We start from the raw sequence: 21,023 nt of genomic DNA on the forward strand, positions 1-21,023 counted from the left end.
TCCAGCTCGTCCGGCGTCCGGGGACGCAGCGCGTCAGGGCTCGTCCATGGCCAGGACCCGTACCGGGATGCCCTCCAGGGTGTCCGGGACCGTGTCCTCGGGGCGCAGGTCGCCGCGGGGGACCTTGTGCGCGACGAAGACCACGATGACGTCCTCGCCCGACTCCTCGTCCCGGCCGGTGCCCACCCCGCTGACATTGACCAGCGCCATCAACCGCTCCTCATGGAGCAGACGTGCCTGACGTGCATCCACTCCGGCTCGCCTCCCAGGGCTCGTGCGGGTCCGGTACCGAGATTACGGCGGACAGCAGTTCGGGCGCGAGAGCTGTTGGGCCGTCCGGGGTGCGGAGGCGCGTTCACGCAAGGGGACCCGGGAACGCCGGGCGGTGTTCAGACGGTGTTCAGGTGCGGGCGGGACCGTGGGGCCGACGACCGGGTCCGCCGCCCGAACGCTCGAACGCCCGCCACGGTCATACTCCACCGTCACAGGAGACAGCATGCCGCTCACCCGCAGGGACTTCGCCGGACGATCCGCGCTCACCGGTGTCGGTGTCGCCCTGATCGGCAGCGTCGGCACACTCGCCACCGCGCCCGGCGCCCTCGCGTCCACGGACACCGGGACCGCGGGGGACGGCGACGGACACGACGGCGACCGGCACGGCGGAGCCGTCGGCTACGGGCCGCTGCTGCCCGACCCGAAGGGCCTCCTCGCGCTGCCCGCCGGGTTCTCGTACCGCGTCATCACGTACAGCGGGAGGACGAAGCTGGAGTCGGGCGAGTCCACCCCCTCCAACCACGACGGCACGGCCGCCTTCGACGGCCCGCGCGGCACGACCCTCCTCGTCAACAACCACGAGCTGAAGGGCCCGCGCGCCAACTGGGAACACCCGGTACCGCTGACCGAGGGTCTCGTCTACGACCCGGCCGCGTCCGGCGGCTGCACGGTCGTCGAGGTGCGTCCCGGCGGCGCTGTCGCCGAGTGGGTCGGCATCGCGGGCACCTCCACCAACTGCGCGGGCGGCAGCACCCCTTGGGGCACCTGGCTCACCTGCGAGGAGAACTCCGACCGGGCCGGCGAGAACGGCATGACCAAGGACCACGGCTACGTCTTCGAGGTCGACCCGGCCGACCGCCGTGCCAACCGCGACCCCCGGCCGCTGAAGTTCTTCGGCCGGTACGACCACGAGGCCGTCGTCGTCGACCCCAGGCGCGGGCACGCCTACCTCACCGAGGACGACTCCGAGCCCAACGGGCTGTTCTTCCGCTGGGTGCCGCCGCACGGCTTCACCCACGGCCGCGGGAAGTTCCGTACCCTCGCCGACGACGCCGGCGTGCTCCAGGCGCCCAGGTGCTACGACTCCGGCGGCCGGTACGTCGACGACCTGTCCCGCGCCACGAGGATCGGCACCGTCTACGGGGTCGACTGGGTCGACGTGCCCGACCGCGACGGCAGGACCGTCCCGGTGCGCGAGCAGTTCGCCGCCGGCGAGGTCACCCGCGCCCGCAAGCTCGAAGGCATGTGGTGGGGCGACGGCGGCGCGTACGTCGTCTCGTCGTACGCCCGTGACGAGAGCCCGGCCCAGCACGACGGGCAGGTCTGGTTCTACGACCCCGCGCGGCGCACGCTGACCCTGAAGGTCCGCATCGGTGTGAACCCCGACCCGGCCCGGGACGGTGCCTTCGACGGGCCCGACAACATCACCGTCTCCCCGTACGGCGGACTCGTCATCGCCGAGGACGGGGAAGGCGTCTCCCACCTCTTCGGTGCCACCGAGAGCGGGCGCACCTATCCCATCGCCCGCAACGACCTGAACATCGGCACCGAGGAGGAGCCCGAATTCAGCGAGTTCACCGGCGTCACCTTCTCGCCCGACGGAAAGACCCTGTACGCCAATATCCAGGTGCCGGGCATCATGGTCGCTATCAAGGGACCCTGGAAGCGGCAGAAGCGCCGCTGACATCGTGAGTACGGCCCGTACGACGGGAATTTAATCGCTCGCCCGGCCCGCGGTGCGCCTCCTACAGTGGACAACGTCCAGGTGCGAAGGCAGGACCTACTTCCACTGCTAATGGGGTGGCCGCGGGTTCGAGTCCCGCCACCGGTACGACGTGCCGGTGTAGCTCAGGGGCAGAGCACCTACGTCGGTTCCGCCGGTCTTGAACTCTGGACACCCACAATTTCATGCACCTCCCGGTGCGCAGGCCACGGCTACTTCTCTTTCGAAGAATCCGGGCCGCGGCCGACTTGATCTCGGGAGGCGCAGCAGATGATGTGTGCCCGGTGCGCAGGCAGCGGTTACTTCGGGACCTGGTGGGAGACCGTGCGGGTTCGAATCCCGTCGTCGGCCTCGGGCCGGCGTGGCGGAAAAGGAAGACGCGCCAGGTGATAAGCGCCGCCGCCGACCTCTGAGCTCGGGCACGCTCCATCTGCTGCGCCTCCCCTCGAAATGTTCGTCCAGGAACGTGGATTCGGGGGAATTCATCATGGCGCGGTTCAACAACAAGGCGGCCGGGGCACAGGGCACCTCGCGTGTCACCTCCACAGGGCGTGTGCTGCGGACGTACGAGGGCGGGCGGGGGGCGGAGCGTGACCCGCGCTCCGAGCTCTTCCTGCTCTCGATCGCCAACTTCGTCGCCCAGAAGACCTTCTACGAGGACGGGCCGGCGCGCGACGACCGGTTCGCCGCGCTCGTACGGCAGCTGGCCGTCGCCGACCCGTCCTGGACGGCCGCCCTGCTCGGCTGGCTGCGCGGCGAGGGCAACATGCGGACCGCGTCGATCGTGGGCGCCGCCGAGTACGTCAAGGCGCGCCTCGACGCGGGCGTCACGGACGGTCCGGCGAACCGGCAGGTCGTCGCCTCCGTGCTGCGGCGCCCCGACGAGCCCGGTGAGCTGCTCGCGTACTGGACCGCGCGGTACGGCCGAGCCGTGCCCAAGCCGGTCAAGCGCGGCATCGCCGACGCCGTGCGGCGGCTCTACGGCGGCAGGTCGCTGCTGAAGTACGACACGGCGTCCAGGGGCTACCGCTTCGGCGACGTCCTCAACCTCGTGCACGCGGCGCCCGACCCCGGCAGGCCGTGGCAGGGCGAGCTGTTCCGGTACGCCCTGGACCGCCGCCACCACCCGGACACCGCCGTGCCGCCCGCGTCCGACCACGTGCTCACCGCGCACCGCGAGCTGATGGCGGTGCCGGTGGACCAGCGGCGTGCGGTGGTGACGTCCGAGGGGGGTGCCGAGCGACTCGCGGCGGCCGGGATGACCTGGGAGGCGCTGGCCGGATGGCTGCAGGGGCCGATGGACGCCGCGGCATGGGAGGCCGTCATTCCGTCCATGGGTGCGATGGCGCTGGTCCGTAACCTGCGGAACTTCGACGAGGCCGGGGTCTCGGACGAGGTGGCGGGGTTCGTCGCCGCGAAGATCAGTGATCCGGCGGAGGTCGCGCGCTCGCGGCAGTTCCCGTTCCGGTATCTCGCCGCGTACCGGCACGCGCCGTCGCTGCGGTGGGCGTACCCGCTGGAGCAGGCGCTCGGGCACTCGCTGGCCGGTGTGCCCGCGCTGCGCGGGCGGACGCTCGTCCTGGTCGACCGGTCGGGCTCAATGTTCTACTCGCGCATGTCCGACCGCTCGGAGCTCAGCCGGGCCGACGCGGCGGCCGTCTTCGGTGCGGCGCTCGCGCTGCGGGCCGAGAAGGCGGACCTCGTCGAGTTCGGCACCGGCAGTGACGTGGTGCGGTTCCGGCGGGGGGAGTCCGTGCTGAAGGTGCTGGAGCGGTTCGGGGATCTCGGGGGGACGAACACGAGCGAGGCCGTGCGCAGGCGCTACAGGAAGCACGACCGGGTGCTGATCGTGACCGACGAGCAGGCCGCGTACAGCCAGGGTGGGGATCCGACCGAGCAGGTCCCGCCGCATGTGCCGGTGTACACGTGGAACCTCGCGGGGTACCGGGCCGGGCACGCCCCCTCGGGGGCCGGGGCGGGGAACCGGCACACGTTCGGCGGGCTCTCGGACGCGGCCTTCCGGATGGTGCCGCTCCTGGAGGCGGCCCGGGACGCCGCCTGGCCCTGGGAGGGGGCCGGGACGCCGGCCGCGGGCTGATCGGCGGGCGGAGGGGCGGTCCCCACTTCGGTGGGGACCGCCCCTCCGCCTTGTCGGAGGAGTGATTGACATCTAACATTTCAGTTATGCCTATCCGATCGGTCTCCCGGACACTGCTTCGCGACCAGGCCTACCTGATGATCCGCGACGCCATCGTGGCCGGCGAGATCGAGCCCGGTGCCGTCGTGCGGCACGCCGACTTCGCCGAGCGGCTCGGGCTGTCCCGGGCGCCCGTGCGGGAGGCCTTCTCGCGGCTCGTCGACGAAGGGCTGCTGGAGAGCAAGCCGCAGAGCTATACGCGGGTCACCCCGGTGGTGGCCGCCGAGGTGCGGGACGCGGCCGCCGTGGTCGGGGCCATGCACGAACTGGCCGCCCGGGTCGCCGTGCCGCGGCTGAGCGGGGCGGACGTCACGGTGATGCGCTCGGCCAACGCCCGGTTCGCGCAGGCCGTGCGGACCGGGGACGTCGACGGCGCACTGCGTGCCGACGACGAGCTGCACGGTGTTCTGGTGCGGGTGAGCCGCAACCGGGCGGCCGCGGCGACCGTCGCGCGGTACACGCCGCTGATCCGGCGGCTCGAACGGCGCCGCTTCGGCGAGGGCGGCACCTGCCGGTCGGCCGGGTTGCACGAGCGGCTCATCGAGGCGTGTGCGGAGGGTGACGTGGACGAGGCCGTCCGGGTCACCGCGGAGATCTGGCGAGGGCTCGAAGGCCTCGTCGACAGTGCTGACTGAGCTGGCTGGGAGGCCGAGTATGTCCCTGTCCTCGTTCGAGCGTTTCCCTCTTCTCTTCGGGCCCTCGCCCGTGCATCCGCTGGAGCGGCTGACCGCGCACCTCGGTGGCGCCTCGCTCTGGGCCAAGCGGGAGGACTGCAACTCCGGTGTCGCGTACGGGGGCAACAAGACCCGCAAGCTCGAGTACCTCGTCGCGGACGCGCTGGCCCAGGGCTGCGACACCCTCGTCTCGATCGGCGGGGTGCAGTCCAACCACACGCGGCAGGTGGCGGCCTGTGCCGCCCGGGCCGGGCTCAAGTGCGTGCTGGTGCAGGAGAGCTGGGTCGAGTGGCCCGACTCCGTGTACGACAAGGTCGGCAACATCCTGATCAGCCGGCTCGCCGGCGCCGATGTGCGGCTCGTGCGGGCCGGGTTCGGGATCGGGTTCAAGGAGAGCTGGGAGCTGGCGCTGCGGGAGGTCGAGGACGGGGGCGGCAAGCCGTACGCGATTCCCGCGGGGGCTTCCGACCATCCGCTGGGCGGGCTCGGGTTCGCCGGATGGGCCTACGAGGTCGCCGAGCAGGAGCGGGATCTGGGGGTCTTCTTCGACACCGTGGTGGTCTGCTCGGTGACCGGGTCCACCCAGGCGGGGATGGTGGCCGGGTTCCGTGCGCTGGAGGAGGCGGGCGGGCGCGTGCGACGTGTGGTGGGGATCGACGCCTCGGCCGCGCCCGGGCGGACCCGGGAGCAGATCGCGCGGATCGCGCACAGCACGGGGCGGCTCGTCGGGGTGCGGGCCGAGCTGACCGAGGACGATGTGGAGCTCGACGCGCGGTATCACGCCGGTGTCTACGGGATTCCCGACGAGGCGACGCTGGAGGCGATGCGGCTTGCCGCCCGGACCGAGGGGATGGTCACCGACCCCGTGTACGAGGGGAAGTCCATGGCAGGGATGATCGACCTGGTCGGCCGCGGGGAGATCGGGGCGGGATCCACCGTGCTGTACGCCCATCTCGGTGGGCAGCCCGCGCTGAACGCGTACAGCGCGTTGTTCTGAGCGGGCACGGCCCCGCTCCCGACGACGGCCCCGCTCCCGGCGCGTTCGCGGGGGGCGGGGCCGTAGCGGACCGCTACAGGGCCTGGGCCGAGGGCTTCACCATGCCGCGCACCGTGCGGGACTTGACGAAGTCGCCCAGAGCCGTCATCTCCCACTCGCCGGAGAACTGCTTGATGAGCTTGGCCATCATCACGCCGGTCTGGGGCTCCGCGCCGGTGAGGTCGAAGCGGACCAGTTCCTCGCCCGTGGCGGCGTCCAGGAGGCGGCAGTAGGCCTTGGCCACCTCGGTGAACTTCTGGCCGGAGAAGCTGTTCACCGTGAAGACCAGGCCCGTGACCTCCTGGGGGAGACGGCCGAGATCCACGACGATCACCTCGTCGTCTCCGCCGCCCTCGCCGGTGAGGTTGTCGCCGGAGTGCTTGATCGCGCCGTTCACGATGGAGAGCTTGCCGAAGTAGCAGCTGTCGATGTGGTTGCGCTGCGGGCCGTAGGCGATCACCGAGGCGTCCAGGTCGATGTCCTTGCCCCGGTACGCCGGCTCCCAGCCCAGGCCCATCTTCACCTGGGAGAGGAAGGGGCGGCCGCCCTTGACCAGGGACACGGTCTGGTTCTTCTGGAGGCTCACCCGGCCCTTGTCCAGGTTGATCTTTCCGGCGCCGGGGGCGGGGGCGGGAGGAGCGGCCGGCGGTGCGGGCGGGGCCGCGGCGGCGGTGACCGGCGGTGCCTGCACCGGGGGCGGGGGCGCCACCGGGGTCTGGGCGGCGGGCGCCGGCGGGGCGGGCTCCTCCACGCTCACGCCGAAGTCCGTGGCGATGCCCGCCAGGCCGTTCGCGTAGCCCTGGCCGACCGCGCGGGCCTTCCAGGCGCCGTTGCGGAGGTAGACCTCGACGATGACCAGGGCCGTCTCCGCGCCGAGCTGCGGCGGGGTGAAGGAGGAGAGGACGGAGCCGTCGTCCGCGTTGCGGATCGTGGCCGTCGGTTCGATGCCCTGGAACGTCTGGCCCGCGGCGTCCGGGCTCGCGGTGACGACGATCTTCTCGATGCCCGGGGGCACGGCGGTCGTGTCGACCGTGATCGAGTCCGGGGTGCTGCCGCCGCCGGAGCGGTAGGTCACGCCCGGACCGGAGGGCTGGTTGTAGAAGATGAAGTCGTCGTCGGAGCGCACCTTGCCGTCGGCGGTGAGCAGCAGGCCCGAAACGTCGAGCCGCACCGGGGCGGCGACGTCCACCGTCACGCGGGTGACGGGGAGAGGGATGTTCGAGCCGGGGGTCATAGCTGTCATGCCGGGAGAACGAGCGGGCTCTCTTTGCCGTTCCCTTACCAAGCGACCAGCTTGAGCGCGCTGTTCCCCGCGCCCCCGTCCGGGGGCGCGGGGAACAGCGCGGTCCTTCGTCCCTACGGGGTCACCACGATCTTCCGGCCGACGCCCGCGGCGAACTGGTCCAGGGCCTGCGGGTACTGGTCCAGGGGCAGGCGGTCGGAGATGAAGACGTCCGGGTCCAGGACGCCCGTCGCGAACAGCTCCGCCGCGCGCTCGAAGCTGTGCAGGACCGCCATCGAGCCGGTGATGGTGATCTCCTGGTTGTAGATGCGGTACGGGTCGATGGAGACCCGGGTCGCGTAGTCGGCCACCCCGAACTGGAGGAACGTGCCGGCCTTGGCGACCCGCTCCAGGCCGTCCTGGATCGCCGCCGCGTTGCCCGTGGCGTCGATGACCAGCTCCCAGCCCTGCGGCCGGTCCAGCTCGTCGGCGCTCGTGGCGGACGCCGAGACGCCGAGCTGCCGGGCGGTGGTCAGACGCTGCGGGTTGATGTCCACCACGTCGACGCTCGCGGCGCCGGTCCGCTTGGCCAGTTCCAGCATCATCAGGCCCATCGTTCCCGAGCCGTAGATCAGCACGTGGGCGCCGAGGCGGGAGTTGAGCACGTCGTAGCCGCGTACCGCGCAGGACAGGGGCTCGATCAGGGCCGCGTCCTGGGTGCGTACGTGCTCGGGGAGCTTGACGCAGTTCGCCACCGGCGCGACCGCGTACTGGGCGGCGCCGCCTCCCGTCGTCACGCCGATCGCGGCCCAGCGCTCACAGAGGTTGTTGTGGCCCGTGCGGCAGTAGCGGCATTCGTGGCAGTAGAGGGAGGGGTCGACGGCGACCTGGTCGCCGACCGACAGCTCCGTGACCTGCCTGCCCACCCCGACGACCTCGCCCGCGAACTCGTGGCCGGGGACGATGGGCAGCTTGGGCGCGAACTCGCCCTGGAGGATGTGCAGGTCCGTGCCGCACAGCCCGCAGGCCGCGACCTCCACGACGACCTCGCGGGGCCCTGGCGTCGGGTCCGGGACCTCGGTGACGACGGCCCTGCCCACGGACTCGATGACGGCGGCCTTCATTTGACGGCTCCCAGTGACAGGCCCTGGACCAGTTTGTCCTGGGCGGCGAACCCCGCGGCGAGCACCGGCAGGGAGACGACGAGCGACGCGGCGCACACCTTCGCCAGGAACAGGCCCTGGCTGGTGATGAAGCCGGTGAGGAAGACCGGGGCGGTCTCCGCCACCACACCCGTCAGCACGCGGGCGAAGAGCAGCTCGTTCCAGCTGAAGATGAAGCAGATCAGGGAGGTGGCGGCGATGCCCGGCAGGGCGATGGGAGCCACCACGCGGGTCAGGATCGTCGGCAGCCTCGCGCCGTCTATCTGGGCCGCCTCGATGATGGCCACCGGGACCTCGGCGAGGAAGGACTGCATCATCCACACCGCGATCGGCAGGTTCATCGACGTGTAGAGGATGACCAGGAGCCAGATGTTGTCCAGCATCCCGGTGTTCTTCGCGAAGAGGTAGATCGGCAGGAGACCCGCGACGACCGGCAGCATCTTCGTCGAGAGGAAGAAGAAGAGGACGTCCGTCCACTTCTTCACCGGGCGGATGGAGAGCGCGTAGGCCGCGGGGAGGGCGAGGACCAGGACCAGGAGCGTCGACGCCAGCGACGCCACCAGGGAGTTGGTGAGGGCCGGCCAGGGGCTCGCGCCGCCGCCCGTGCCGAAGAACTCGCGGTAGCCGTCGAGGGTCAGGGCCGCCCCGAAGGACGGCGGGTTGGTCGCCGCGTCCTCCTCGGAGTGGAAGGAGGTCAGGACCATCCAGGCGATGGGCAGGAAGAAGACGATGCCGGCCAGCCAGGCGACCAGGCCCAGGCCCCGTCCCCTGGCGCGGCGGGGGCCGGGTCCGGTGGCCTCGGTGCTGCTGGGGCGTGCTTGTACGGCGGTGGCGGTCATGCGCGGCCCACCTCCTCGCGGAACAGGGACGAGACCACGCGCAGTGCGAAGGTCGCGATGATGATCGAACCGATGACGACCAGGACGCCGGCCGCGGAGGCGAGGCCGTTCTCGTGGGCCTGGTAGAAGGTCTGGTAGACGGTGTAGGGCAGGTTCGCGGTGCCCAGGCCGCCGGACGTGATCGTGAAGACCGCGTCGAAGTTCTGCACGATGTAGATCGACCCCAGCAGGGCGCCCAGTTCGAGGTAGCGGCGCAGATGGGGGAGGGTCAGATAGCGGAAGACCTGCCAGGCGCTCGCGCCGTCGACCTCGGCCGCCTCGATCTGCTGGTGGTCCCGGCTCTGCAGGCCCGCCAGCAGGATCAGCATCATGAAGGGCGTCCACTGCCAGACGAGGGACATCTCGATGGCGAGCAGCGGGGTGTTGGAGATCCAGTCCGGCTCCGGGCCGCCGACGTAGTGCAGCAGACCGTTGAGCAGGCCGTACTCGGGGTTGTAGAGCACGTGCTTCCAGAGCAGGGCCGCCGCTACGGGGACCACCAGGAAGGGCGCGATCAGGAGGGTGCGGACCAGGCCGCGGCCCCGGAATTTCCGGTCCAGGAGGAGGGCGAGGCCCAGGCCCAGGACCAGGCTGGCCAGGACGACGGAGACGGTCAGCAGGATCGTCGTCCAGACCGACTTGCGCAGGGCCGCGTCGGTGAGGACCTCGGTGTAGTTGCCGAAGCCCGTGAAGCTGCGGGCGTCCGGGTAGAGCGAGTTCCAGTCGAAGAAGGAGATCACCAGCGTGGCCACGAACGGCAGCTGGGTCACGGCGATCATGAAGATCAGGGCGGGCAGGAGCGGGGCCCGGGTCGCCCAGGCGCGCAGGCGGCCGGAGGGGGGCTTCCTGTCCGTGCGTACGGGTGGTGCGGCCACGGGGGCTGTCGTTGTCGCGGTCATCGTCCCTCGTACTCCTCGGCGATCTCCTCGGCCAGCTTCTGGGACTTCCTCAGGGCCGACTCGACGGACTGGCGTCCGGCGATGGCCGCGCTGATCTCCTGGGAGACCTTGGTGCCGAGATCGGTGAACTCGGGGATGCCGACGAACTGGATGCCGGGCGCGGGCCGCGGCTGTACGCCGGGATCGGTGGGCCGGGCGCCCTCGATGGCCTTCTTGGTCATCTCCTGGAAGGCGCCGGCCTCCTTGCGGTAGTCGGCGTTCGTGTACGTCGAGGCGCGCTTGCCGGCCGGCACGTTGGACCAGCCGATCTCGTCGCCCACCAGCTGCTCGTACTCCTTGCTGGACGCCCAGGAGACGAACTTCCACGCCTTGTCGGGGTTGCGGGACGCGTCCTGGATGCCCCAGGCCCAGGTGTAGAGCCAGCCGGAGGAGTCCGTCTTCTCGACCGGTGCCGGTACGTAGCCGATCTTCCCCTTGACCGGGGACTTCGCCGATTCCAGGGAGCCGGCCGCGGACGTGGCGTCGTACCACATGGCGACCTTGCCCTGGGTCAGGTTGTTCAGGCACTCGGCGAAGCCGGACTGGGCCGCGCCCGACTCGCCGTGCTCGCGGACGAGGTCGACGTAGAACTCGGTCGCCTTCCGGAACTCGGGGGAGTCGAGCCGCGCCTTCCAGTCCTTGTCGAACCAGGTGCCGCCGAAGGTGTTCACGACCGTGGTGAGCGGGGCCATGATCTCGCCCCAGCCGGGCAGCCCGCGCAGGCAGATGCCCTTCATGCCCGACTCGGCGCCGTCCGCCTTCGCGGCGAGGTCGGCCACCTGCGTCCAGGTCGGGCGCTCGGGCATGGTGAGGCCCTTCGCCTCGAACACGTCCTTGCGGTACATCAGGAAGGACGACTCGCCGTAGAAGGGTTGTCCGTACAGCTTGCCGTCCTCCGCGGTGAGCGACTGGCGCATCGGCTTGAGGACGTCCTGCTCGTCGTACGCCGGGTCCTCGGCCACGTACGAGTCCATCTCGTGCAGCCAGTCGTTCTTGGCGTAGATCGGGATCTCGTAGTTGGACAGGGTGGCGACGTCGTACTGGCCGGCCTGGTTGGCGAAGTCCTGGCTGATCTTGTCGCGGACGTCGTTCTCCGGCAGCACGGTGAAGTTCACCTTGATGCCGGTCTCCTTGGTGAAGTGGGCCGCGGTGAGCTTCTGCAGCTCCACCATCTGCGGGTTGTTGACCATGAGGACGTTGATGGAGTTGCCACCGGAGCCCGCACCGCCCGCTCCGGCCCAGCAACCGGAGAGCAGCGGGGCGAGCAGCGTCCCTGCGGCGGCCGCGGCGAACATCACGCGCGGCCTCCGTCGGCTCTGGGTTCGCATGGATCACTCCTGGATCAATCAGTACATAAGGGATGGCTTGGGGGAGTGTGGTGTCGTGCCAGTGGGTCGGGTTCTCGGCCTCCTGCGACCTTCTGCGGACTCGTGTGGCCCGCTGTCAGACCCGGATGACCTGGGGTCCCTGCATCGAGTAGCGGTGGGCCTCGGAGGTGGGCAGGAACGTACTCGTCACGATCGCTTCCAAGGCGCTGATCTCGGCGAACCGGCAGAAGCTGACGGCGCCGAACTTGGTGTGCACGCCCGCGAACACCGTGCGCCGCGCGGCCCGGATCGCCTGTGCCTTGACCTCGCTGACGGCGGGATCGGGGGTGGTGAGGCCGTGCTCGCGGGAGATGCCGTTGGCGCCGATGAACGCCAGGTCGATGACGAAGCCCGCGAGCATCTTCGTCGTCCAGTGGTCGACGGTGGCCAGGGTGCCGGGCCTGACCCGGCCGCCCAGCAGCAGCACCGTCTTGTTGTCGGCCTCGGCGAGCGCGCCCGCGGTGGCCAGGGACGCGGTGACCACGGTCAGCGGTCGGTCCCGGGGCAGTGACTCGGCGATGAGCTGGGGGGTGAAGCCCTCGTCGACGAAGACCGTCTCCGCGTCCCCGAGCAGCTCGGCCGCGGCGGCCGCGATCCGGCGCTTCTCGGGTACGTGGCTGGTGGCGCGGAAGGCGAGCGTCGTCTCGAAGCCGGCGCTCTCCACGGGGTAGGCGCCGCCGTGTGTGCGGCGGACGAGGCCGTGGTCCTCCAGGGCACGCAGGTCGCGGCGCACGGTCTCCCGGGCGACGCCCAGTTCGGCGGCGAGCTCGTTCACGTCGACGGCGCCGGTGCGCCGGGCGGTCTTCACGATCTCCCGCTGTCTTTCTTCCGCGCTCATGCCCGACACCCGCTTCCGCTCCCTTGCGTACTGCCCGTTCGGGCCCGGTGCGGCCCTTGGGGGAAGTTCTACAGCCGGTACGCGCCACTGACCAGGCCTGTTGCGGGCCCGATGGCGCCCGCATGTGCCCGTGGGCTGAGACGGCTGCCCGCGTCGGACCTGCGACGGAGCGTAATCCGGGCACTGCGCGTGCCCGAACGGCAGGGCGGGCGGGCCCGTTCGGTGCCCGCCCGTCCCGGGAGGTGGTGCGTAGGGGGTGGCTGGAAGTGCCGTGGGCCGGACGCGGACGTCAGTGGGGCCACACCGGCGGGTTGCTCACGAAGGCGCCGCCCAGACGGGCGTGCTCCGGGTTCGCCGGGTCCAGCTCGCCCTGCTCCGCGATCAGTTTCCCGGCGTACCGCTCCGAGTCGTCCTGCGGCTCGTAACCGAGCGCGCGGGCGGTCGTGAGGTCCCACCACAGGCGGGTGTTGGCGGAGGAGCCGTAGACGACGCTGTGCCCGACGCCCTCGGCGGTCAGTGCCGCGTGGAAGAGGCGGGCGCCGTCACCGGGGCTCATCCAGACCGACAGCATGCGCACGGTGGTCGGCTCCGGGAAGCAGGAGCCGATGCGGACGGAGACGGTCTCCAGGCCGTGCTTGTCCCAGTAGAACTGCGCCAGGTCCTCGCCGAACGACTTCGACAGGCCGTAGAAGGTGTCCGGGCGGCGGGGGGTGTCGATGGGGATCAGCGCGCCCGGCCCGTGGGGCGCCTCGCCCTCCGGGCGCGGGGTGAAGCCGACCGCGTGGTTGGAGGAGGCGAAGACGACGCGCCCGACGCCCTCCTCGCGCGCGGCCTCGTACAGGTGGTACGTGCCCTCGATGTTCGCCTTCATGATCTTGTCGAAGGTGGACTCCAGGGAGATGCCCGCGAGATGGATGACGGCGTCCACGCCCCGGACGGCCTCGCGCAGGGCCTGCCGGTCGCCGAGGTCCGCGACGATCGCGTCCGGCTCGCCCTCGATCGGGCGCAGGTCCAGCAGGCGCAGCTGGTAGCCGTAGGCGGGCAGCAGCCCGCGCATCAGGGTGCCGAGGCCGCCGGCGGCGCCGGTGAGCAGAATGGTGCGGGGAGCGGGCATCCTCGGGTCTCCTAGAATCAGCAGCCGTAAGCGTGTGCTTCACCGTGTACGGCATTCACATGCGTGGACACGCTAAGGATCGTCCGCCGCCCGCGTCAAGTGTCGCGCGTGGGTGTGGAATCCGCTGCCCCTCCGCTTCGTTCGTGGTCTTTTATTGCTCCGGGAATGCGGGTTTCCCCGCTTGACCGCCCCGGAGAGGGCGCTTTAGCGTGGACATGTTCAGAGATGTAGACGCAAATCAGAAACGTGCACGGGTGGCGTGTGCGTACATGCTCTAGGGAGAGCCCGTGTCGTCAGCCCCCCTCGCCGCCCGCCTCGGTATCCCGAGCGGGCCGCTGTTCTTCCCCGTCACCGCGTACGACCGTGCCGGCGCCGTCGACCTGGACGTCTACCGCGAGCACGTCCGGCGGGGCGTCGAGGCCGGTGCCGCCGCCGTCTTCGCCTGCTGCGGCACCGGCGAGTTCCACGCACTCACGCCCGAGGAGTTCCAGGACTGCGTACGGGCGGCCGTCGAGGAGAGCGCGGGCCGCGTACCCGTCGTCGCGGGCGCCGGCTACGGAACCGCCCTCGCGGTGCGGTACGCACGGCTCGCCGAGGAGGCGGGCGCGGACGGACTGCTGGCCATGCCGCCCTACCTCGTGGTCGCCGGGCAGGAAGGGCTGCTGCGGCACTACACGGAACTGGCCGCGGCGACCTCCCTCGACATCATCGTGTACCAGCGGGACAACGCCGTCTTCACGCCACGGACCGTGGTGGCACTGGCCCGCACCGAAGGGGTCATCGGCTTCAAGGACGGCACCGGCGACCTCGACCTCATGCAGCGCATCGTCAGCGCCGTACGGTCCGAGGCGCCGGGGGACTTCCTGTACTTCAACGGGCTGCCGACCGCCGAACTCACCGGCCTCGCCTACCGCGGCATCGGCATCACGCTCTACTCGTCCGCCGTCTTCTGCTTCGCGCCCGAGATCGCCCTCGCCTTCCACCGGGCCCTGGGCTCCGGCGACGACGAGGTCGTGAACCGGCTGCTCGACGGCTTCTACCGGCCGCTCGTCGAACTGCGCGCCCAGGGCCGCGGGTACGCCGTCTCGCTCGTCAAGGCGGGCGTACGGCTGAAGGGGCTCGACGTGGGCGAGGTGCGGCCGCCGCTGCACGAGCCGTCCGAGGACCACGTCAAGCAGCTCGCCGAGCTGATCGAACGCGGCCACGCGCTGCTGGAGGAGGGCAAGTGAGGACGTCGGCCTTCGTCTATCCCTGGGACGTCAACGGCGACCCCGGCGCGGCGGAGCGCATCGCCGGGCTCGGCGTGCGGCAGGCGACACTCGCGTCCGCCTACCACTCCACGCGCGCGCTGACCCCCCGCCACCCGCGGCACCGCATCGTCACCGCCCGGCACGCGGCCGTGCTCTACCCGGCGGACCCCGGACGCTGGCAGGGCCGCAGACTGCGGCCGTACGCCGCCGGGGACTGGGCGCCGGGGGACGCGTACGGGGAGGCCACCGAGGCGCTCGCGGGCGCCGGGCTCGACGTGCACACCTGGGTGGTCCTCGCGCACAACTCCCGGATGGGCGAGGAGTTCCCGGACACCTCCGTGGTCAACGCCTACGGGGACCGCTATCCGTGGGCCCCCTGCGTCGCACAGCCCGAGACGCGCGCGTACCTGACCGACCTGGCCGTCGAGGCGGCCGTCCGGCCGGGGGCGGCGGGTACGGAACTGGAGTCCCTCGGCTGGTACGGGCTGCCGCACCTGCACGCCCACGACAAGACGGCGGGCGTGGCGCTCGGGGACGCCGGCACGTACCTGATGTCGCTGTGCTTCTGCCCCACGTGCCGCGACGGGTACGCGCACCTGGGCCTCGACGGCGACGAGTCGGCGGCCGCGGTACGGCGCGCACTGGAGCCCGTCTGGCGCGGCGGGACGCCCACCGGGGGCTGGGAGGCCGTGGAGGAGCTGCTGGGCGGCGAGCTCGCCACCGCCACGCGCGCGTGGCGGGACTCGGTCGCCCGTTCCCTGCAGACGGAGGTCGTCGGCGCCGTGCGCGCGGCGGCTCCCGCGGGCTTCCGGGTCCTGCTGCACGCGGACCCCGACTCGTACCACGTGGGTGCGAACGCCGGGGTGGACCCGCGGCACGTCCTCACCGTCGCCGACGGTGTGGTCGTGCCGTGCGGTACAGGGCCCGAACTGCTGACGCCCTTCGCCGGGCACGCCACCGAGGAGACCGTGCTGGCGGCCAACCTCCCGGTGGTACGCGGCATGGGAGGCAGCCCCGCGACACTCTTCGAGGACGCGACGCGGGCGGCCGGAGCCGGCGCCACCGAACTACGGCTGTATCACGCCGGGTTGGCATCGGACGAGGACCTGTCGCTCGTGGCGGACGCGCTGGCGCGGCTGGGCTGACGCCGCAGCAGAGGCAGGACGGTTCCCAGCCGGGTGACGCCGAGCATCACCAACAGCGGCTGGTACGGCACGAGTTCGACCAGTCCCGCGCCGAGCGCGAGTCCCACCGCGTTCGGCGCGAACAGCAGCGTGCCCGCGGTCGCCGCCGTACGGCCCAGGAGGGCGTCCGGGGTCTCCCGCTGGACCGCGGTGAGGGCCGCGACCAGGACGCAGGGGAGCCCGACGCCGACCGCCGCGGCCGAGGCGAGGGCCACCACGTCGTACGGCAGCGCACGGGCCGCCACGGCCACGGCGGTCAACGCGATGCCGTACCCGGCGAAACGGCGTTCGCCGAAGCGCCGCAGGAGCGGGCCCGCGGCCAGGCCGATCGCCACCGAACCGGCGCCCTGCGCCACGTACAGGAGCCCCACGTAGGCGGAGGAGTGCCCGAGGCCCTCCGCGACCGCGTAGACCATGGCGCCGTTGAGACCGGCGAAGAACATCGTCGTGCCACCGGCGAGGACGAGCGGACGCAGGACCGCGTGACTCCACACGTAGCGGGCACCTTCGGCGGTTCGAGCGCGCCGGTCGGCGGAGGACCCTGCCTGACGTGGCTTCGGCTCGTGCACACGCAAGAGCATGTAGAGGCCCGCGGCGAGGACGAAGGTGAGCGCGTCCAGGAGGGCGACGCGGGCGCCACCGTACGCCGCGTACAGGCCGGCTCCGGCGAGTGGGGCGACCAGTTTCATGCCCTCATTGGCGGTCATGCGCAGGCCGTTGAAATCACCGAGGAGTTGCCGGTCGACGGCTGCGGCCACCAGCGCCGACTCCGCCGCGTCGTGGACGACACCCGCCGCCCCGTACACCAGGAGCACCCCGTAGAGGATCCACACGGTGCTCCGGGAGTCGACGGCGAGGAGGGGCAGGAGGAGCACGGCCAGACCCAGGTTCGTCCACAGCAGCAGCAGCGGCCGGCGGCGGGTGCGGTCCGCGAGGGTGCCGAGGACGGGGCCGACCAGCGTGGGCGCCCAGAGGGCGAAGACACAGAGGGCGGCCAGGCCGTCCGAGCCGGTCAGGTCCTTCACCCAGACCCCGGCCACCAGCCACATCGCCGACGTGCCGAACCCGGAGACCACGACACCCGCCAGGTACAGCCCCGCGTCGCGGTCGCCGAGGACGCGGCACACCGCCCGGGCCGGCCGCTTCGTGTGTTTCGTCATGCCTGGTCATCGTGCGGCTAAGGCCCCGGCCCCGGGATCGGGCGGATGCCGTAGGCGGCCGGCGGCACGGGGCCGGCCGGTGGAACCCTCTAGGGCACCGTGACGACGAGTTTGCCGCGGGGGTGGCCCTTCTCCAGGTGGCGGACGGCCTCCGGCACCCGGGCCAGCGGACAGGTGCGGTCCACGGGGGCGGTGAGCGTGCCCTTCTCGGCGAGGTCCTTGAGGGTCAGGAGGTCCTCGCGGCGGGTGACGGCGACGAGGTTGCGCAGGTGCCGGCCGGTGAACGGGGAGAGCAGGACGGCCCGCAGGCCGCGGGTCAGGCCGCCGAACAGGGCGGTTCCGCCCTCGCCGCCGACGATCACCAGGGTGCCGCGCGGGGCGAGGGCGCGGCGCAGGACGGGCACGACCCTCGACCTAGGGCCCGCAGGCCCTGGTCGTGGCGCGCGTCGCGGACGCGGTGCGCGAGGACCGGCCGGCGGCCGCGACGCCGTGTCCGCAGTACGCGGTACGCCATCTGATCGGGCACCTGACCGGTCTCTCGGCGGCCTTCCGGGACGCCGGGCGCAAGGACCTCGGAGCCACCACGGACACCGCGCCCACGTCCGGCCTGCCGGACCTGACACCGGGCTGGCGTACCGAACTGCCGAAGCTGCTGGACGAGTTGGCCGAGGCCTGGCGCGACCCGGCCGCGTGGACGGGGGAGACCCGCGCGGGGCGAGGGCGGTCGCGGTCGCGGGCGTCGTCGCCGCCGACGAACTCGTCGTGCACGGCTGGGACCTGGCCGTGGCGACGGGACAGGGGTACGTCCCCGACGCGGCGGCCCTGGAGGCGGCGTACCGGATGCCGGCCGCGTCCGTCGGCGACCCGTCGCGCGGCAGCATCTTCGGCCCGGTGGTACCCGTACCGGAAGGCGCGCCCCTGCTGGACCGGGTGATCGGTCCGAGCAGGCGCGACCCGGGGTGGGGGCCCACCACCGGAGGCCGCTGAGGACTCAGGACCCGGGCAGTTCCACGGTGACGCGAAGCCCGCCGGCGGGGCGCGGGGTGAGGGTGAGCGTTCCGTCGTGCGCGTGGGTGATGGTCTCGACGATCGCCAGGCCGAGGCCGACGCCCGGGTGGCCGGCGCGCACGCGTTCGGCGCCGCGCCGGAACGGTTCGGTGAGGGTGGCGGCGAGCTGCGGGGAGATGCTCCCGCCGGTGTTCTCGACGGTGAGCACCGCACCGCCGGGGCGGACGCCGGTGTCCACCCGCACGACGCCCCGTCCGGGCAGATTGTGGACGATCGCGTTCTGCACGAGGTTCGTGGTCAGCTGCAGGAGGAGCGCGCGCGATCCCGTCGTGAGCGCGATGTCGCCGCTGGTCCCGACACGCACGCCGTGCCTCTCCGCCAGGGGCAGGAGCGTCTCGGTGGCCTCCTCCGCCAGGAGGGACAGGTCGACGGGTTCCAGGGTGAAGGACCGCTGCTCGGCGCGGCTGAGCAGGAGCAGGGCCTCGGTGAGGTCGATCGCCCGGGTGTTGACGGCGTGCAGGCGGTCGATGATTTCGCCGGTGTCGTGGCCCGGGTCGGCGCGGGCCACCTCGAGGAGGGTCTTCGAGACCGCCAGCGGGGTGCGCAGCTCGTGCGAGGCGTTGGCGGCGAACCTCCGCTGTCCGGCCACATGCGCCTCCAGCCGTGCCAGCATCGTGTCGAAGGTGTCGGCGAGGTCGCGGAACTCGTCCCGGCGGCCCGGGAGTCGGATGCGGTGGGCGAGTGCTCCGGTCGAGGCCAGCCGGGTGGCGTCGGCGATGCGGGTCAGCGGGGCGAGCATCCGGCCGGCGAGGATCCACCCGCCGACGAGGCCGAACGCCAGCAGGAACACCAGCACCGCGGCCGCCCTCGGGGCGAAGACCCGCAGGAGGCCGGACCGGACGGGGAAGACCCCGTTCGTGCTGTTGTCGTCGGGGTTGATGAGCATCGCCCGGTCGGGGACGTACCGCAGGAGGAACAGCCACACCGCCGCCAGCAGCAGGACGCCGGCGAGCATGAGGAATCCGGCGTAGCTGAGGGTGAGCCTGGCGCGCACGCTCAGTCCCGGCGCCCTGTCCGGGCCTGTTCCGCTATCCATGTCCGTCCCTCCGGTGCGGGGCCTCCGGCGGTGTGCCGATGCGGTAGCCGGCGCCGGGCACGGTGGTGACGATCCCGGGTTCGCCGAGCCGTTTGCGCAGCGCCGAGACGGTGATGCGCACGGCGTTGGTGAACGGGTCGGCGTTCTCGTCCCACGCGCGTTCCAGCAGCTCCTCGGCGCTGACGACACCGCCCTCGGCGGCGACGAGGACTTCGAGCACGGCGAACTGCTTCCTGGTCAGCGCGACGTAGCGGCCGTCGCGGTAGACCTCGCGGCGGAACGGGTCAAGACGCAGACCCGCGATCTCCCGCACGGGTGGCCTGCTGTGGGCGCGCCTGCGGTCGAGCGCTCTGAGCCTGAGCACGAGCTCCCGCAGTTCGAACGGTTTCGTGAGGTAGTCGTCGGCGCCGAGTGCGAACCCGGTGGCCTTGTCGTCGAGACGGTCGGCGGCGGTCAGCATGAGGATCGGCATGCCGCTGCCGGAGGCGACGATGCTCCTGGCGATCTCGTCGCCGGACGGTCCGGGGACGTCGCGGTCGAGGACGGCGATGTCGTAGGTGTTGACGCTCAGCAGTTCCAGCGCGGTCTCGCCGTCACCCGCGGTGTCCGCCGCGATCGCCGCCAGGCGCAGGCCGTCGCGGACGGCCTGCGCCATGAACGGTTCGTCCTCGACGATCAGCACACGCATGTACGCGAGGCTACGAGCCCGCGCGTATCGGCGGCGTATCGAAAACCGCAGACGCCGCGGCGACACGGGGCCGCCTTGACTGACGGCATGACGTCGAAGTCCTCGCCCTCCTCGTCCTCCGCGACATCCTCCACCCCGGCCTCCACCCCGGCCTCCGCGTACGGGGCCGTCCGGGACGCCGGCTCCGGTGACCGGCGTGCGCGCGTCCGCCGGGCGCTCCGCGGCCGGCCCCGGCCGAAGCCCTGGAAGCGCGGTCCGGTGCTCGCGGCGTCGGCGCTGCTGCTCGGCCTGGTCATGCTGCTGCACGCGTCGATCCCGAACCGGGCCGGGAACCTCGGCAGCCTGGTGGAGACCTTCCTGCCCTGGTTCGGCCTGTTCATCCCGGTGCTGCTGGCCGGGGCCCTGTGGCGCCGCTCGGCCTGCGCGGTGGCCGCGCTGCTGCTGCCCGTCACGGTGTGGCTGAACCTCTTCGGCGGGCTGCTCACCGACCGGTCCGACGGGGACGGCGACCTCACCGTGGCCACCCACAACGTCGGCGCCGGCAACCCCGACCCGGCCGGCACCGCCCGCGACCTGGCCGCCCTGGGCGCGGACGTGCTGGCGCTGGAGGAGCTGACCCCCGAGGCCCGGGGCGCGTACGAGGAAGGGCTCGCCGGGGCCTATCCGCACCACGTGGTGCTGGGCACGGTCGGGGTGTGGAGCAGGCTGCCGCTGTCGGACACCCGGCCGGTCGACATCGCGACGGACGTCGGGCCCCTGGCGGACACCGGGGCGGCCGGCGTCACGACGGCCGACAACCGGGCGCTGCGCACCACGGTGGCCACGGACCACGGGCCGCTGGCGGTGTACGTGGCCCACCTGGGATCCGCCCGGGTGAACCCCAGGGCGGGCTTCTGGACGGACACGCGGGACAGGAACGCGCGGGCGCTCGGCGAGGCCGTCGCCGCCGAGCGGAACGGGCGGGTGGTGCTCCTCGGCGACCTGAACGGCACCATGGACGACCGCGCGTTCGACGGCATCACCGCACGGCTGCGTTCCGCCCAGGAGACGGCCGGGGACGGCTTCGGCTTCACCTGGCCGGCGGGGTTCCCGGTGGCACGGATCGACCACGTCCTGGTCCGCGGCGTGCGGGCGGAGAGCTCGCGGGTGCTGCCGGCCACCGGCAGCGACCACCTGCCGGTGGCCGCCGGCATCAGCTGGTAGGCACCGGACAC

Annotated in this window: 19 protein-coding genes and 1 pseudogene; 8 read left to right on the plus strand and 12 right to left on the minus strand. The window is 72.0% G+C overall.

Features of this window, described 5'->3' with window-relative positions; genetic code table 11:
* Nucleotides 1-33 precede the first annotated feature (33 nt).
* A complete protein-coding gene (locus QFZ75_RS29485) occupies nt 34-210 on the minus strand; it encodes a hypothetical protein (RefSeq protein ID WP_307541698.1) in 177 nt (58 codons plus the stop codon).
* 286 nt (nt 211-496) lie between these two features.
* On the opposite strand from QFZ75_RS29485, the gene QFZ75_RS29490 reads away from it, so the two are divergent.
* The 4 genes from QFZ75_RS29490 (at nt 497) to QFZ75_RS29505 (ending at nt 5,864) form a co-directional block, all read left to right on the plus strand.
* Nucleotides 497-1,957 carry an alkaline phosphatase PhoX gene (locus tag QFZ75_RS29490; RefSeq protein WP_307541699.1) on the plus strand — a complete coding sequence of 487 codons (1,461 nt, stop codon included), beginning with the start codon at nt 497-499 and terminating at the stop codon, nt 1,955-1,957.
* A gap of 526 nt (nt 1,958-2,483) precedes the next feature.
* Nucleotides 2,484-4,094, plus strand: coding sequence for a TROVE domain-containing protein (locus tag QFZ75_RS29495; RefSeq protein WP_307541701.1), 1,611 nt, complete (start codon nt 2,484-2,486; stop codon nt 4,092-4,094).
* A gap of 86 nt (nt 4,095-4,180) precedes the next feature.
* Nucleotides 4,181-4,828 carry a GntR family transcriptional regulator gene (locus QFZ75_RS29500; RefSeq protein ID WP_307541703.1) on the plus strand — a complete coding sequence of 216 codons (648 nt, stop codon included), beginning with the start codon at nt 4,181-4,183 and terminating at the stop codon, nt 4,826-4,828.
* A gap of 19 nt (nt 4,829-4,847) precedes the next feature.
* Nucleotides 4,848-5,864 (plus strand): 1-aminocyclopropane-1-carboxylate deaminase, encoded by a 1,017-nt coding sequence (locus tag QFZ75_RS29505; protein ID WP_307541704.1) that lies wholly within the window; start codon nt 4,848-4,850, stop codon nt 5,862-5,864.
* Between the two features lie 73 nt (nt 5,865-5,937).
* Here the strand turns inward: QFZ75_RS29505 and QFZ75_RS29510 are convergent, their stop codons facing one another.
* From QFZ75_RS29510 to QFZ75_RS29540, 7 genes are all read right to left on the minus strand, one after another.
* A complete protein-coding gene (locus tag QFZ75_RS29510; RefSeq protein WP_307544891.1) occupies nt 5,938-7,137 on the minus strand; it encodes a TerD family protein in 1,200 nt (399 codons plus the stop codon).
* Between the two features lie 122 nt (nt 7,138-7,259).
* The gene (locus tag QFZ75_RS29515) at nt 7,260-8,249 is read right to left on the minus strand and encodes a zinc-dependent alcohol dehydrogenase family protein (RefSeq protein WP_307541706.1); all 990 of its coding nucleotides are present in this window, start codon (nt 8,247-8,249) and stop codon (nt 7,260-7,262) included.
* A complete protein-coding gene (locus QFZ75_RS29520; RefSeq protein WP_307541708.1) occupies nt 8,246-9,127 on the minus strand; it encodes a carbohydrate ABC transporter permease in 882 nt (293 codons plus the stop codon). Before QFZ75_RS29520 ends, QFZ75_RS29515 begins: the two co-directional genes overlap by 4 nt.
* On the minus strand, nt 9,124-10,065 hold the full coding sequence (locus QFZ75_RS29525; protein ID WP_307541710.1) for a carbohydrate ABC transporter permease: 942 nt from the start codon (nt 10,063-10,065) through the stop codon (nt 9,124-9,126). Before QFZ75_RS29525 ends, QFZ75_RS29520 begins: the two co-directional genes overlap by 4 nt.
* Nucleotides 10,062-11,432 (minus strand): sugar ABC transporter substrate-binding protein, encoded by a 1,371-nt coding sequence (locus QFZ75_RS29530; RefSeq protein WP_307541712.1) that lies wholly within the window; start codon nt 11,430-11,432, stop codon nt 10,062-10,064. Before QFZ75_RS29530 ends, QFZ75_RS29525 begins: the two co-directional genes overlap by 4 nt.
* Nucleotides 11,433-11,547: 115 nt before the next feature.
* Nucleotides 11,548-12,318, minus strand: a complete 771-nt coding sequence (locus QFZ75_RS29535; protein WP_307541713.1) for a DeoR/GlpR family DNA-binding transcription regulator — start codon at nt 12,316-12,318, stop codon at nt 11,548-11,550.
* Nucleotides 12,319-12,598: 280 nt separating this feature from the next.
* Nucleotides 12,599-13,423 carry an NAD(P)-dependent oxidoreductase gene (locus QFZ75_RS29540; protein ID WP_307541715.1) on the minus strand — a complete coding sequence of 275 codons (825 nt, stop codon included), beginning with the start codon at nt 13,421-13,423 and terminating at the stop codon, nt 12,599-12,601.
* Between the two features lie 287 nt (nt 13,424-13,710).
* On the opposite strand from QFZ75_RS29540, the gene QFZ75_RS29545 reads away from it, so the two are divergent.
* Both QFZ75_RS29545 and QFZ75_RS29550 read left to right on the plus strand, forming a co-directional pair.
* On the plus strand, nt 13,711-14,652 hold the full coding sequence (locus tag QFZ75_RS29545; RefSeq protein WP_307541717.1) for a 5-dehydro-4-deoxyglucarate dehydratase: 942 nt from the start codon (nt 13,711-13,713) through the stop codon (nt 14,650-14,652).
* Complete coding sequence (locus QFZ75_RS29550; RefSeq protein WP_307541718.1) at nt 14,649-15,818, plus strand: hypothetical protein; 1,170 nt, start codon at nt 14,649-14,651, stop codon at nt 15,816-15,818. The genes QFZ75_RS29545 and QFZ75_RS29550 overlap by 4 nt, the downstream gene beginning before the upstream one ends.
* Here the strand turns inward: QFZ75_RS29550 and QFZ75_RS29555 are convergent.
* Complete coding sequence (locus QFZ75_RS29555; protein ID WP_307541720.1) at nt 15,752-17,017, minus strand: MFS transporter; 1,266 nt, start codon at nt 17,015-17,017, stop codon at nt 15,752-15,754. The genes QFZ75_RS29550 and QFZ75_RS29555 overlap by 67 nt on opposite strands.
* 89 nt (nt 17,018-17,106) lie before the next feature.
* A complete protein-coding gene (locus tag QFZ75_RS29560; protein WP_307541722.1) occupies nt 17,107-17,421 on the minus strand; it encodes a zinc-binding dehydrogenase in 315 nt (104 codons plus the stop codon).
* On the opposite strand from QFZ75_RS29560, the pseudogene QFZ75_RS29565 reads away from it, so the two are divergent.
* A pseudogene (locus QFZ75_RS29565) lies at nt 17,384-18,004 on the plus strand (TIGR03086 family metal-binding protein). The gene QFZ75_RS29560 and the pseudogene QFZ75_RS29565 sit on opposite strands and share 38 nt — an antisense overlap.
* A gap of 4 nt (nt 18,005-18,008) precedes the next feature.
* On the opposite strand, the gene QFZ75_RS29570 reads toward QFZ75_RS29565, so the two are convergent.
* Both QFZ75_RS29570 and QFZ75_RS29575 read right to left on the minus strand, forming a co-directional pair.
* Nucleotides 18,009-19,121, minus strand: coding sequence for a HAMP domain-containing sensor histidine kinase (locus QFZ75_RS29570; protein ID WP_307541724.1), 1,113 nt, complete (start codon nt 19,119-19,121; stop codon nt 18,009-18,011).
* Nucleotides 19,114-19,809, minus strand: a complete 696-nt coding sequence (locus tag QFZ75_RS29575; RefSeq protein ID WP_307541726.1) for a response regulator transcription factor — start codon at nt 19,807-19,809, stop codon at nt 19,114-19,116. The genes QFZ75_RS29570 and QFZ75_RS29575 overlap by 8 nt, the downstream gene beginning before the upstream one ends.
* 87 nt (nt 19,810-19,896) lie before the next feature.
* Here QFZ75_RS29575 and QFZ75_RS29580 point away from each other — a divergent pair, with 87 nt between their 5' ends.
* Entirely contained in the window at nt 19,897-21,012 is a 1,116-nt protein-coding gene (locus tag QFZ75_RS29580; protein ID WP_307541728.1) for an endonuclease/exonuclease/phosphatase family protein, read from the plus strand.
* Nucleotides 21,013-21,023: the final 11 nt, after the last annotated feature.

The sequence above is a fragment of the Streptomyces sp. V3I8 genome (assembly GCF_030817535.1).
Taxonomy (GTDB): Bacteria; Actinomycetota; Actinomycetes; order Streptomycetales; family Streptomycetaceae; genus Streptomyces.

What these genes read in the sequence shown, in the direction of transcription:
- QFZ75_RS29580 (WP_307541728.1), top strand. Translation starts at nt 19,897, where the DNA reads ATGACGTCGAAGTCCTCGCCCTCCTCGTCCTCCGCGACATCCTCCACC.
- QFZ75_RS29490 (WP_307541699.1), top strand. Translation starts at nt 497, where the DNA reads ATGCCGCTCACCCGCAGGGACTTCGCCGGACGATCCGCGCTCACCGGT.
- QFZ75_RS29540 (WP_307541715.1), bottom strand. Translation starts at nt 13,423, where the DNA reads ATGCCCGCTCCCCGCACCATTCTGCTCACCGGCGCCGCCGGCGGCCTC.
- QFZ75_RS29515 (WP_307541706.1), bottom strand. Translation starts at nt 8,249, where the DNA reads ATGAAGGCCGCCGTCATCGAGTCCGTGGGCAGGGCCGTCGTCACCGAG.
- QFZ75_RS29495 (WP_307541701.1), top strand. Translation starts at nt 2,484, where the DNA reads ATGGCGCGGTTCAACAACAAGGCGGCCGGGGCACAGGGCACCTCGCGT.
- QFZ75_RS29555 (WP_307541720.1), bottom strand. Translation starts at nt 17,017, where the DNA reads ATGACGAAACACACGAAGCGGCCGGCCCGGGCGGTGTGCCGCGTCCTC.
- QFZ75_RS29510 (WP_307544891.1), bottom strand. Translation starts at nt 7,137, where the DNA reads ATGACCCCCGGCTCGAACATCCCTCTCCCCGTCACCCGCGTGACGGTG.
- QFZ75_RS29500 (WP_307541703.1), top strand. Translation starts at nt 4,181, where the DNA reads ATGCCTATCCGATCGGTCTCCCGGACACTGCTTCGCGACCAGGCCTAC.
- QFZ75_RS29505 (WP_307541704.1), top strand. Translation starts at nt 4,848, where the DNA reads ATGTCCCTGTCCTCGTTCGAGCGTTTCCCTCTTCTCTTCGGGCCCTCG.
- QFZ75_RS29485 (WP_307541698.1), bottom strand. Translation starts at nt 210, where the DNA reads ATGGCGCTGGTCAATGTCAGCGGGGTGGGCACCGGCCGGGACGAGGAG.
- QFZ75_RS29530 (WP_307541712.1), bottom strand. Translation starts at nt 11,432, where the DNA reads ATGCGAACCCAGAGCCGACGGAGGCCGCGCGTGATGTTCGCCGCGGCC.
- QFZ75_RS29520 (WP_307541708.1), bottom strand. Translation starts at nt 9,127, where the DNA reads ATGACCGCCACCGCCGTACAAGCACGCCCCAGCAGCACCGAGGCCACC.
- QFZ75_RS29570 (WP_307541724.1), bottom strand. Translation starts at nt 19,121, where the DNA reads ATGGATAGCGGAACAGGCCCGGACAGGGCGCCGGGACTGAGCGTGCGC.
- QFZ75_RS29525 (WP_307541710.1), bottom strand. Translation starts at nt 10,065, where the DNA reads ATGACCGCGACAACGACAGCCCCCGTGGCCGCACCACCCGTACGCACG.
- QFZ75_RS29575 (WP_307541726.1), bottom strand. Translation starts at nt 19,809, where the DNA reads ATGCGTGTGCTGATCGTCGAGGACGAACCGTTCATGGCGCAGGCCGTC.